Here is a 13,827-nt window from a genome sequence, read left to right as displayed (position 1 = left end):
GGGCGACCGGAACCGCCAAGCGAGCGCAAGTGAGCAAGGTGGGGCAGCGGGAAGTCGGAGCACCGCCATAGTAGCGACGAAGCCGGGGAAGCCGCCCAAGCGACCCGGCGGAGCGAAGGGCGGTGTCGGGAAAGCGTTTCACGGAACCGAGCGAGGGCAAGATGACCGAGACACCGAGCTTGACCACCATCTCAACGAAACTCGAGCGGATAGCAAAGCAGGCGCAGCAAGCGCCCGACATGGCATTCACGACGCTGGCGCATCACATCGACCTGGAGTGGCTGCGCGAGGCATACCGACGGACTCGCAAGGATGGGGCCGTGGGCGTCGATGGGCAGAGCGCGAAAGAGTATGCGGAAAACCTGGAGGAAACCTCCGATCGCTGCTCGACCGCGCGAAGTCCGGAGCGTACCGCGCGCCGCCAGTGCGCGCGTGCACATCCCGAAGGGGACGGGAAGAAGCGCGTCCGCTGGGGATCCCGACTTTCGAGGACAAGGTTTTGCAACGCGCCGTCGCGATGGTGCTCGAAGCGATCTACGAGCAGGACTTCCTGAACTGCTCATTCGGGTTCCGTCCTGGCGCGCCGCGCGCCAGGCGCTCGAAGAGCTTTGGACACCGGCGGTGAAGATGGCTGGCGGTTGGGTCGTGGAGCTCGACATACGAAAGTATTTCGACACTCTCGACCACGAACGTCTGCGGGAAGTGCTGCGCCGCAGGGTGCGAGACGGAGTCATTCTGCGTCTCATCGGAAAGTGGCTGAACGCGGGCGTGCTGGAGGACGGAGAGCTGAGCTACCCGATGCCGGCACGCCACAAGGCGGGGTGATTTCGCCGATTTTGGCGAACATCTACCTGCACGAAGTGCTCGACGTGGTTTGAGCGAGAGGTCCGACCCCGACTTCGAGGGCGGGCACACCTCGTTCGATACGCGGACGATGCCGCGATGCTGTTCGAATACGAGGACGACGCGCGGCGCGTGCTCGACGTGCTTCAAAAAGGTTTGGGAAGTACGGGCTCGCGCTCCACCCGGACAAGACGCGCCTGGTGCCGTTCAAGCGGCCCGATCGCATCCGACCTGGTTCGCGCGGCGACGGCCGGGGACCCAGCGGGCCCGGGACCTTCAGCTTCCTCGGCTTCACCTTCCACTGGGGCAAGAGCCTCGCTGGCAAGTGGGTGGTGAGGATGCGAACAGCGAAGGACCGCCATCGCAGGGCGCTGGGTGCAATCACCCAGTGGTGTCGGCTACACCGGCACGAGCCCATCCGCGAGCAGCAACGTGTGCTGGCGGCGAAGCTCGCTGGACACTACGGCTACTACGGCCGTACAGGGAACTTTGGCCGTCTCTGGTGCTTCTGCTGGCACGTGACCTGCCTGTGGCGGCGGTGGCTGTCGCGCCGCTCCGACAAGGCGTATTTGGACTGGGCGGCGATGAACAGGCTTCTGGAGCGCTACCCGCTCCCGAAGCCGTCGGTCGTGCGCGCACGTCTCGTAGCGAATCCGTGACCGAGGAGCCGGATGCGGGAAATCCGCACGTCCGGATCTGTGGGAGGCCCCGGCAGGTAACTGCCGGGGCCCACCCGACCGCCGCGCTTCGCGCGGCTGCGCGCCGCCTGCCCCCTCCTTATCGGTGCTCACGCCGGCTTTCCGGGAAGGAAGCAACAACTCACGTTGATGCGACACGGTTAGGTGAGAGCAGTCTGGGGCCGGCGCTGCGCGCCGATGGAGGGGGCGCGTCCTTCCGGGACCGGTGCGTCGCCGCAGCAGTGAAGCGCGGGCAAGCACCACCCGCTCGTGGCAAGAGTCTTCGCACGACGCGGCGCTGACGACGGGCGAGTTTCGATGCCCGCTCGGTCCTGCCCGGCAGCGCGTCCGGGCTCTGCCCTTGTGGCGCAAGGGTCGCGCCAGGCGCCTTGGAATCGTGAGTCGAGCAGCCGGGCTTGGCGCGCTACGCGCCAGCGAGGTGTCCTCGGCGCCCGTCACGCCCCTTGCTTGCGTTGGGAAAGCTTGGATGAGGAGGATGCCATGTAGACACAGCTGAAACTTCATTTGGGACCCTGCGGGTTCGAGTCCCGCACGGCAAAGGTTGGCCACCACCCGGAAGCGAGTCTTGCGTGGCCCTACGACCGCGAGAGCGGGAAGGAAGGCTGCGAAGCGTAGACAGCGAGGGCGTGGGCCGCGTGATCGAGCTTCGAGAGAGTGAACGTTGTCGAAGCTGGCGTGGTGCAAGACATCGCCGGCAACATCGATGCGCCGCGAGGCGGCGAGACCGCGAACGATGGTGAGGACTGAGGCACCGGCACGAAGGCGAGAGCCGCCGGCAACAGCAACTCCCCGCACCACAGTTCGTCCTCAGGGCTAGGCGCGGAGATTCGACCGGAGTCCAAGAGCGCGGCATGCGTCCGAGGGTCCCCCAGGAACCCAAGAGACCCCATCGTCTCCGGGGCGCTGCGCGTCAGCGCCACCGGTACCGTCGAGCCAAGGGACAACCGAAGCGAAGCGGGACGGCCGGTGGGGAGTCGGAGTCGCACATAGTACCGAAGAAGCGGGGACAGTCGCCCGAACGACCCCGCGGAGGAAGGAGCAGCCGGGTCACGGAACCGTTTGGAGGAAAGAATGACCGGGACACCGAATCCGGAATCAGTCTCAACGAAAATCGAACGGATAGCGAAACGCGCGAGGGAGATGCGCGGCGTGGGACTGAACACGCTCGCGCATTTCATCGACATCGATTGGCTACGCGAAGCGCATCGGCGCACTCGCAAGGATGGCGCCTCGGGCGTCGATGGACGGACTGCGGAAGAATATGCGGCGAATTTGGAGGGTAACCTCCGCTCGCTGCTCGACCGCGCGAAGTCCGGCGACGCCTATCGCGCGCCCCCGTGCGGCGTGTGCACATCCCGAAACCGGGTGGGTCGAAGACTCGCCCGATCGGCATCCCCACCTTCGAGGACAAGGTCCTTCAACGGGCAGTGATGATGGTGCTCGAAGCTGTGTACGAGCAGGACTTCTTGGACTGCTCGTTCGGGTTTCGGCCGGGGCGCGGCGCACACGACGCACTGTACATGCTGCGTGAGAGCCTGATGTCGATGGCTGGGGCTGGGTGCTCGAAGCGGACATCGAGAGCTTTTTCGATTCCGTGGACCGCACCAAGCTCCGAGAAATCCTCGAGCGGAGGGTGCGCGATGGGGTGCTTTTGCGACTCATCGGCAAGTGGCTGAATGCTGGTGTGATGGAGGACGGGCATGTCTACCGCCCGGACTCCGGCACGCCGCAAGGTGGAGTGATCTCGCCACTCCTGGCGAACGTCTACCTGCACGAGGTGCTCGACGAATGGTTCGAGTGTCAGGTCAAGCCACGGCTGAAAGGCCGTGCGGTTTTGATCCGATACGCGGATGACTTCGTCATCGTCTTCGAGCGGGAAGAGGACGCTCGTCGCGTTCTGGACGTACTGCCAAAGCGATTTGGCAAGTACAACCTACGCCTCCACCCAGAGAAGACCCGGCTGGTTCCGTTCCGCAGGCCGCCTCGGCGTCGAGTCCCTCGTGGACCCGACCATCGGCGGCCGGGGACCTTCAACCTGCTCGGCTTCACGCACTTCTGGTGTCGGTCACGGAAGGGCTTCTGGGTTGTACTGAGGAAAACCGAGACATCCCGCCTCAGCCGGGCGCTCAAGGGCATCTCGCTCTGGTTGCGCCAGAACCGGCACGAGCCGATTCGCAGACAGCATCGAGCGCTGGTGAAGAAGGTCAGCGGCCACTACGCGTACTACGGTGTCACCGGGAACTACTTGGCGCTGGACTCGTTCCGGTACTGGGTCCGGGTGCTGTGGTGCAAGTGGTTGTCGCGTCGTTCCGACACCAGCGGCGGAATGCAGGCGATGAACGTGCTGTTGGAAGCGTACCCGCTTCCTCGGCCGGTCATCTCGCATGCGATCTGATCAAGCGCAGTGAACCCGTGGCCTGACGAGCCGGATGCAGGAAATCTGCACGTCCGGATCCGTGGGAGCCCTGGAGGAGCAATCCTCCAGGGCCACCCGGCGCCGTGATCGGGCAAAGCCCGGACGCGCCGCCGGGACAGGAGGACCTCATGCATCGAAACCACACCCGCCGTCAGCTCCTCGAGGCTCGGGCCCATGCCATGCGCGGTGCTCCCACCTGGAGCGAGCAGGCGTTGTCACGGTTGCTCCGCGGCGCGAAGCTCGGTGTCGCGGTCAGGCGCCAGGTGGTCATCGGGGGATTCGTCGCGGACTTCGCGGTGCCCGCCGCAAGGCTGATCATCGAAGTCGATGGAGGCAGCCACGCGGGGCGGGCTGCGGCCGATGCGCGCCGGGACCGCAAGCTCGCGCGTCTCGGCTGGCGGGTGCTCCGGCTCGAGGCCGAGCTCGTGCTTCGGCAGCCGGAGGCGGCGCTGCTGCGGGTGCGCGAGGCGCTCGGGTGAGCGCGCACTGCCCGCTCCGGCTACCCGCCGTCGGCCGTGCCGCCGTCAGCTGGCGGCGGCCAGCCAAAGTAGCGACAGGTTTCGTCGTTGCCGAGCTTCGCACGCGCATCGCGGAACGTCATTGCTGCGGGCGTGGCCGAGTAGACGAAGGTGCGAGGTTTTCAAACGCGATCAACCGCTGCGCGGTCTAGTTCTGGCGAGATTCGCCAACCAGCGTGTGCGCGCAGGTGCGAGGTTTTCAAACGCGATCAAACGCGCGCGTCGTCGTGAAACGCTCAGAGGTTCGTGGTGGCCCACGGATTCTCCACTCGTGCAACTGGCATATCGGCCAGGTGCTCGAACATCGCGACGCGGCGTGGAGTGGCCCGCTCTCGCGTCGTCCGCGCGATGGCAGCGACAGGTTTCGTCGTTGCCGAGCTTCGCACGGGCATCGCGGAACGTCATTGCTGCGAGCGTGGCCGAGTAGACGAAGGTGCGAGGTTTTCAAACGCGATCAAACGCTGCGCCGTCCAGTTTCTAGCGAGATCCGCCCTCGGCGGCACGGTGAACGGCGACGTGAGGCAGAACTCGCTCGTCAACAACGGCAGCGTCAACGGGAGCACGATCACGCCGCTCGCGCTGCCGCTCCCGATCACGGTCCCCACGTTTCCGACTTTCTCGGCCGGCACGACGGCGGTGACGCTCGCGCAGCACGAGGACCGATCGCTCGCGGCCGGCGACTACGGCCAGGTCACGCTCCAGATGGGGAGCGTCGCGGATCCCACCGTGCTCACACTGAGCGGTGGAGTCTACAACCTCGACGGACTCAACGTCGGCGAAAAGAGTCGCGTAGAGTGCACGACCGCGTGTGAGATCCGGATCAAGAACCGCCTCGAGCCCGGCGAGAAGTCGTTCATTGGTCCCGCAGCCGGTTCGGGCCTCAGCCCCTCTGATGTGGAGCTCTTCGTCGAGGGCATCAACGGCAGCTCGGGCAACCTTGGTGCCACGCCCAAGGCGGCGGTCATCGGCTTCGACAACACGGTGCAAGCCCGCGTGCACGCCCCCAACGGAACCCTCTGGCTAAAGGCCGGAACGACCGCTACCGGCACCTTCGTCGCCAGGGACGTCCTGGTCGGCGAAGGGGTCTCGCTGACGAAGGACGCGACGGGCGCCTGCCCGGGCCCGGTGGACGACGGAAACCCCTGCACGGCGGACTCCTGCGACGAGGGGACCGGCACGGTGCACCACGATCCCCTGCCCGCGGGCACGAGTTGCTCGAACGGCAACGCCTGCGACGGCGCGGAGAGCTGTGACGGGGCGGGCACCTGCCAGCCGGGCACGCCCCCGACAATCGACGACGGCAACCCCTGCACCGCCGACGCTTGCAGTCCCTCGGCCGGAGTCACACGCACGCCGGTGGCCGCAGGCACGTCGTGCGGAGACGGCAACGCCTGCAACGGCGACGAGACCTGCAACGCGAGCGGCACCTGCCAGTCCGGCACGCCGCCGAACCTCGACGACGGCAACGCCTGCACCGCGGACTCGTGCGATCCGGAAACCGGAGTCAGCCACGCCCCGCTCACCGGCGCGGCTTGCGACGACGGCAACGCCTGCACGCAAACCGACACCTGTCAGGCCGGCATCTGCACGGGCGGAAACGCGGTAGTCTGCACCGCCTCCGACCAGTGCCACGACGCCGGCACGTGCAACCCGAGCACCGGCACCTGCTCGAACCCCGCCAAGCCCAACGGCAGCGCGTGCAACGACGGGAACGCCTGCACCCAGACCGACACCTGTCAGTCCGGGAGCTGCTCGGGCTCGAACCCCGTGGTCTGCACCGCGAGCGACCAGTGCCACACCGCAGGGACCTGCGATCCGGGTACGGGCGTTTGCTCGAACCCGGCCAAGCCCGACGGCGCCACCTGCAACGACGGGGACGCCTGCACGCAGTCCGACACCTGCCAGGCCGGCGCCTGCACCGGTGGCAGCCCGGTCGTCTGCACCGCGAGCGATCAATGTCACGACGCGGGCACGTGCAACCCGAGCACCGGGACCTGCTCCAACCCGTCCAAGGCCGATGGCACGAGCTGCGACGACGGCGACGCCTGCACCGCAGGCGATGCGTGCGCGGCAGGAAGCTGCGCGGGTGGCAATCCCGTCGCGATCGACGACGACAACCCGTGCACCACGGACGCCTGCGACCCACAAGCCGGAGTGACCCATTCTCCGGTCGCAGCGGGCACGAGCTGCGCCGACGCCACGGTGTGCAACGGCGACGAAGTCTGCGACGGCACGGGGAGCTGCGTGGCGGGTTCCCCCCCGAACGCCGAGGACGGGAACCCCTGCACCGCCGACGCTTGCGACCCGGAGCTGGGCGTCACGCACACGCCGGTGGCGGCCGGCACGAGCTGCGCGGACGCGACCGTGTGCAACGGCGACGAGACATGCGATGCCGCCGGTTCTTGCCAGACCGGAACGCCGCTCGCGATCGATGACGGGAACGTGTGCACCGCGGACGCTTGCGATCCGCTGCTGGGCGTCACGCACACCCCAGTCCCCGCGGGAACCTCGTGCGCAGACGCCAACGTGTGCGACGGAGCCGAGGCCTGCGATGGCACAGGGAGCTGCCAGGCCGGAGTCCCGCCGAACCTCAGCGACGGCAACCCGTGCACGGCGGACGCCTGCGATCCGCAGGTCGGCGTGACCCACACTCCGGTCGCGGCGGGCACGGCCTGCGGCGATGGCGACCTGTGCAACGGAGATGAGACGTGTGACGCCGCCGGGGCGTGCCAGCCCGGCACCCCGGTCCCGCCCAGCGACGGGAACCCGTGCACTCAAGATGTCTGCGATCCCCAGACCGGGCTCGTGAGCCATCCGCCAGCGCCCGCGGGCACGGCGTGCAACGTGGACGCCTGCACATTCGGCGCGCTCTGCGACTCGGGCGGTGTTTGCGTCGGTGGAATGCCCCTGCCGGTAGATGACGGGGACGCTTGCACGATTGATTCCTGCGACCCCGTGCTCGGGCCGACCTACAAGACCTGCGCGCCGGTGGATCGAACGGTGGCGACGACAGTGATCGCCTCGATGGAGTGGCTCTACACCGGTTCGAACCCGGTGCAGACGGGTGTGGCCCCGGGAACCATCGAGGCGGCTCGCGCTGCCAGCCTGCGCGGCCAGGTGCATGACCAAGCCGGGTTCCCGCTACCGGGAGTCACCGTGCGGGTGCAGGGCCGGCCAGAGCTCGGCCAGACGACGACGCAGTCGAGCGGCGTCTTCGACTTGGTGGTCAACGGCGGCGGCGAGTTGCTGCTCGACTTCCAGAAGGCGGGCTTCCTTCCGGCACACCGGCCAATTCAGGTGAGTTGGGGAGAGAGCGCGCGAGTACCGGATCTGGTGATGGCGCAACTGGACCCCGTGGCGACGGAAGTCGATCTGTCCTCAGCGGAGGATGTCCAGGTCGCGCGCGGCAGTGTGGTCATCGACGGGAACGGCTCGCGGCAAGCCACCGTCATGTTCCGAGCTGGGACGTCTGCGGCGTTGATTGCGGCCGACGGTACGAGCACATCGGTGACCGAGCTCAACATTCGGGCAACGGAATACACCGTGGGCCCGAACGGTCCCAAGGCGATGCCGGCGCCGTTGCCTCCGACCAGCCAATACACGTACGCCGTCGAGCTCTCGGCGGACGAAGCGATCGCAACGGGCTCCGCCAGCGTTGCCTTCGATCAGCCGGTGATCTTCTACGTGGAGAACTTCCTCGGGCTCCAGGCCGGCAAGGTCGTGCCGGTCGGGACCTACGATCGAGCGCGCGGCCAGTGGGTCGCAGAGCCGAGCGGCGTCGTCTTGAAGGTGCTCTCGGTGTCCGGCGGCAGCGCCACGGTGGACGCCAACGGGGACGGCGTCGCAGACACCGCGGCGGAGCTGAGCGCGCACGGAATCACCGCGGCGGAGCTCGCGAAGCTCGGGCAACTCTACGCTGCCGGTACGGGGCTTTGGCGCGTGGCGCTGACCCACCTGACCCCGGTGGACTGTAACTTCCCGGGAAAGAAGCCCTCTTCGCCACCACCGCCCCAACCGAAGTGGCCGGGCGGCGGCGGTCAGGGCGGCACTGCCGGAACGGGAGGCACCGGCGGAAGCGGCGGCTCCGGCGGAAGCGGGGGGAGCGGCGGCGCCGCAGGTTCCGGAGGAGAAGCGGGCGCAGCGGGCGCTGGTGGTGCGGCGGGCGCTGCGGGCGCTGCGGGCGCTGCGGGCGCTGGTGGCGCGGCGGGTGCTGCCGGTGCTGCCGGAAGCGGCGGTGCCGCCGGGAGCGGAGGCGATGGCGGCTCCGGCGGAGCCGGCGGCCAAGGAGGGACCTCCGGCAGCGCCGGAACGGGTAATGAGGGCGGCTGGGGGCCGACGCCGGGGCCCAGTCCGGATCCCGACGATCCGTGCGGGTCGCCCAACAACTCTACGCTGGAGTGCCAGAGTCAGATCCTGAAGGAGTCGGTGCCCATCGCGGGAACCCCGTTCGAGCTCGTGTACTCGAGCGACCGGACCCACGGGCGCCGAAACTCTCGAGCGCTCAACGTGCTCCTGTCCGAAGCCACGGTCCCCAGCGATCTGAAGCGCATCGACGTCGAGGTCACGGTCGCGGGACAGACCACTCGGCAGAGCTTCCCACCGGCTCCCAACCAGTCCTTCCAGTACGTCTGGGACGGTCGCGACGCATTCGGACGCTTGCTTCAGGGCCGGCAGCCCGCCGTTGTCACGCTCGACTGGGTCTTCGACGTGACCTACGAGGAGGGCTCCGAGTTCGGCGACTTCGGGACCGGCGTTACGCTCGACTTCAACGCCGCTCGTGCCGAGATCAGCTCGCGTCGGATGTTCGGCGGTCCGCTTGGACCGTTCGACCCCAAACCGCTCGGGCTCGGCGGCTGGACCTTGAGTGCCCATCACACGTACGACCCGGTCGGCGGCGTGTTGTTCTTGGGCGACGGCAAGCGCCGCAGCACGGCGGATCTGCCCTCGGTCGTCGAACCCATGCTGACGACCACGGGAATCGCGGCGGGGATCGCGGTCGCGCCGGACGGCACGGTCTATTCCTCGGACATCAGCTGGGACGTGATCTGGCGCATCTCGCCGAGCGGTACGTCGAGCGTCTACGCGGGTACCTTGAACCAGGCGGGCTACTCCGGCGACGGCGGACCCGCGACGAGCGCGAGGATGAGCCAACCCCAACGGCTCGCGCTGGCGCGCGACGGGACGCTGTACGTGGCCGAGCAGCACAACCACATCGTCCGTAAGATTGCCCCGAACGGCATCATCTCCACGCTCGCTGGCACTGGCGTCGCAGGGTTCACGGGGGACGACGGTCCCGCCACCTCCGCGCGCCTTAGCGACCCCTGGGGTGTCGCGGTCGGACCGGACGGGTTAGTATACATCGCCGACGCGGGAAACGGAAGGGTTCGTCGCGTGGACGCCTCCGGCACCATCCGGACGGTCGCAGGGAACGGCACTCCCTGTTGCGGCGTCAACGCGGTCAACGAGGTTCGTGCGACCCAGACGCGCATGACGCCGTTCGACCTCGCGTTCAGCAACACCGGTGATCTCTATATCGCCGACCGAGGCGCGGGGCAGGTGCGCTACGTAGACAACGCCGGCATCATCCACAACCGCGGCGGCTCAGGCTGTGGCTTCGCGTCGTGCCTGGGTGACGATGGAATGCTGGCTGTGGATGCGCGAATTCAGCCGCAAGCGGTGCTGCCGCTCGATGACGGCACGGTGTTGTTCGCCGAGGGCGGAGCCGTTCGCGCGATCACACCTCAGGGCATCCTGCGTACACTGGCGGGCCAGGGAACGGTCTCGTTTGGTGCTGGAGTCCCGGCACGCCGGGCCCTGGTGAGTGCGTCGGACATCGCCGCCGCCCCGAATGGGACGCTGGTCATCTCGAACAACGGGCCTCCCGCGCCGGCGGTGTGGCGCATCGTGCCGCCGTTGCCGGGCCTGACCGGAGGCGGTCACGCCGTCGCGACCGAAGACGGGCAGGAGGTGTTCGTGTTCGACCCGAGCGGCCGGCATCTGGCGACGCGCGACGCCCGGACGGGCGCCACGCGCGCAAGCTTCGGCTACGACTCGGCGGGGCGACTGGCCTCGGTGACCGACGGCGACGGCAACACGACGACCATCGGGCACGATTCCAGCGGAAATCCCACGCTCATCGTGGGGCCCTACGGCCACCCGACGGCGCTGCAAGTCGATGCCAACGGCTACCTGGCAGCGGTGGTCAACCCCCTCTCCGAGTCCGTCAGCGCGACCTACACCAGCGACGGTCTGATGACCTCGTTCACCGACGCGCGCGGCAACATGAGCTCGATGAGCTACGACGTGCTCGGCCGCGTACACACCGACGCCAACGCCGCTTCAGGCGTGGTTGAGTTCACGCGCAGCGGTACCTTCGCCGGCTACAGCGCCGCGAAGACGACGGCCATGGGTCGCACGACGACCTACGCGGTCGAGCCCGTCTCGACGGGGGGCGAGCTTCGCACCAACACCTTCCCGGACGGCACCGTTGCGACGCAGCTCCTGCCGTTGAACGGCACCGAGGCCGTCACCACGCCGGACGGCACGCAATACACGATGACGGAAGCCCCCGACCCGCGCTTCGGCCTCAACGCGCCCGTGGTGACGCGCACGACGCGCACTCCGAGCGGCCTCACGCGCACCGAGACTCTGACCCGCACGTTGACCGGCGCGACCCCGAGCGATCCTTTCGCGTTCACCCAACAGACTGATCAAGTCAACGTCAACGGACGCATTACTCGAACCGTCTTCGACAAGCCCACGCTGACGACCACGGTCACGAGCCCTGCCAGCAGGGTGACGAAGACCTTCCACGACTCCCAGATGCGCGTCACCCGCCGCGAAGTAACCGGCATCACTCCCGTCGTGTTCGGCTACGATTCGCGAGGGCGCCTCGCGACCGTGACCCAAGGTCCCCGCACGCGCAGCACGACTTACTTCAACACCAGCGACGCTCGGAACGGCTACGTGCAGTGGGTCACCAACGCCCTGGCCCAGACCACCAGCTTCTCCCCCGACGCGACGGGTCGCATCCTGCAACAGCTGGATCCCGACGGCGCCCTGACCTCCTTTGCCTGGGACGGCAACGGAAACCTGACGAGCGTGACGCCCCCCGGCCAGCCCGCCCACGGCCAGAGCTTCACCCCGGTGGACCTGCTCTCGGCATACACGCCGCCGGTCGTGCCGGGAGTGCCCGCGCCGAGTACACTGTTCGCGTACAACGTGGACCGGCAGCTCACGCAGACGACGCGACCGGATGGGTTGCTCGTGGGGAGGACCTACGACGCGGCAGGCAAGCTCGACCTGCTGGCGACGCCCGCCGGCAACGTGGACTACGACTACTTCGGGCTGACGCCCTGCCCGGGCTGCGCACCTGGCCGCCTGCAACGCATCACCGATCCGAGCGGTGTAGTGTTGGACCATTCATACGACGGGCTTCTGTTGAAGAGCCTGACCTGGTCCGGCGCAGTCGCCGGCAGCGTCGCATTCGGCCACGACGCGAGCTTCCGGATCACCAGCGAGACGGTCACTGTGGGCGCAACGACGTCGCCGGTCGCTTTCGGCTACGACAACGACGACATCCTGATCTGCGCCTCGCCGAGCACCTGCTCCCCCGCGGGCACGGACGCGCTGAAGATCACGCTGAATGCGGGCAATGGTCTCGTCACGGGGAGCACCCACGGCCTGGTGACCGACACGTTGACGTACAACGCGTTCGGGGAGCTCGCGAGCACCACCGGCAAGGTGGGGGCGAGCACGGTGTTCAGCGAGGTGGTGGATACGGCCGCCAACCCCCGAGACGCGCTCGGACGCATCGTGCAGCGGGTCGAGACCAACGGCGGGGCGGCGGTCACGTGGCGCTATACCTATGACCTGCGCGGGCGCCTGGTGGACGTGCAAAAGGACGGCGCGCTCTTCGAGCACTACGACTACGACCCGAATGGGAACCGGACGCTGTTGACCACGCCGGCGGGGACGACCGCGGGGGTGTACGACGCGCAGGACCGACTGCTGAGCTACGGCAGCACGACGTACACGTACACCGCGAACGGGGAGCTGCGGACGAAGACGGACTCCACCGGCACGACGACGTACACCTACGACGTGCGCGGAAACCTGGTGCAGGTGGACCTGCCGAGCGGCGACGTGATCCAGTACCTGGTGGACGGCCAGGACCGCCGCGTGGGCAAGAACAAGAACGGCGTCCTCGAGCGGGCCTGGCTCTACCGCAACCAGCTCAACCCGGTCGCGGAGCTCGATGGGAGCGGGGCGCTCGTCGCGAGGTTTGTCTACGGCTCGAAGAGCAACGTGCCCGAGTACATGGTCCGCGGTGGCGTGACGTACCGGGTGCTCTCGGATCACCTTGGCTCGCCGAGGGCGCTCGTCGACGTGGTGACTGGGGCGGTGGCGTGGCGCGCGGACTTCGATGCTTGGGGCAACCGGACCCTGACCGCGGGAACCGCAGATTTCCTGCCGTTTGGCTTCGCGGGAGGGATGTTCGATCCGGAGACGGGCCTGACCAGGTTTGGGGCCCGGGACTATGACCCGGTGGTGGGGAGGTGGACTGCAAAGGACCCGGCCGGGTTCCGCAATACCGAGATCAACTTCTACCTCTACGCGGCTGCCGATCCGGTCAATCGCCGTGACCCCAAGGGGCGGAATCTCGTCTGCGACATCGTTTGGGAGATCGTTTGCGAATATGGATGCAAGGCTGGGCACCACGTGTGCCTGCCAATCTGCATATTGATGGGACTGACAGTTTGTTCCGAGCCGAAGGTTGGTGAGCCTGGGAAGTGGCCGTGCGGCGGTTGGCTGCAACCGCCATGCGATGAAGAGGGTTTCGCGCCGGGCGAGAAGTGCTTCAAGTACCCGGAGACGTGCACGTGCGGTCCCGAAGGTGATCCGAAGGGGTGAAAGCGCACATGTGGAGCCAAGGCAACCAAGGCGAGCCGCCGATCGTGGCGTTCGTAAAGACGATTTGGTGTGGAGTTGCTGGCGGCAGCTCACTGTACGCCGTCAAGGCGCTTCCCGGCGCAGGATGGGAATCTGAAGTAGCCCGGATCGTCTTGCTCGTTGCCGCCATCTGGTTCGGCTTCGTCGGGGCTCGCTCGGCACGAGTTGTGAGGTCGAGCCGGCCCAAATGAACGCTGTGGTGACTCGCCGATCTTTTCGCAGAGAAACAGCGCTGTTTCTTGCGCTCGGCTCCGCCGCTTCCGGCTTCGGCTCCGCGCGCGCGCCTGCGGGCTCGGCACAACACGCCCCCTCCGCCCGCGCGCAGCGCCGGCCGTGGAGCTTCCGACATCTCCGGTCTTGCATCGCCGCTCGCCGCAGCTTCCTCTCCACGACACCGGCG

2 protein-coding genes and 2 pseudogenes are annotated in these 13,827 nt (G+C 67.7%); all 4 read left to right on the top strand.

Features of this window, described 5'->3' with window-relative positions:
• The first annotated feature begins 239 nt into the window (after positions 1-239).
• Positions 240-1,502, top strand: a pseudogene (gene ltrA, locus HS104_22010) (group II intron reverse transcriptase/maturase).
• 1,110 nt (positions 1,503-2,612) lie between these two features.
• A pseudogene (gene ltrA, locus HS104_22005) lies at positions 2,613-3,936 on the top strand (group II intron reverse transcriptase/maturase).
• Positions 3,937-4,085: 149 nt separating this feature from the next.
• A complete protein-coding gene (locus HS104_22000; GenBank protein ID MBE7482641.1) occupies positions 4,086-4,436 on the top strand; it encodes a DUF559 domain-containing protein in 351 nt (116 codons plus the stop codon).
• A gap of 543 nt (positions 4,437-4,979) precedes the next feature.
• Positions 4,980-13,388, top strand: a complete 8,409-nt coding sequence (locus HS104_21995; GenBank protein ID MBE7482640.1) for a carboxypeptidase regulatory-like domain-containing protein — start codon at positions 4,980-4,982, stop codon at positions 13,386-13,388.
• The last annotated feature ends 439 nt before the right edge of the window (positions 13,389-13,827 follow it).

It is taken from the genome of Polyangiaceae bacterium (assembly GCA_015075635.1).
Taxonomy (GTDB): Bacteria; Myxococcota_A; Polyangia; order Polyangiales; family Polyangiaceae; genus JADJKB01.
Note: the sequence above shows the minus strand (reverse complement) of the source record. Positions and strands in the feature narration are given on the sequence as shown.

Excerpts from the sequence above, each read along its gene's own strand:
- HS104_22000 (MBE7482641.1), top strand. The coding sequence starts at position 4,086 with ATGCATCGAAACCACACCCGCCGTCAGCTCCTCGAGGCTCGGGCCCAT.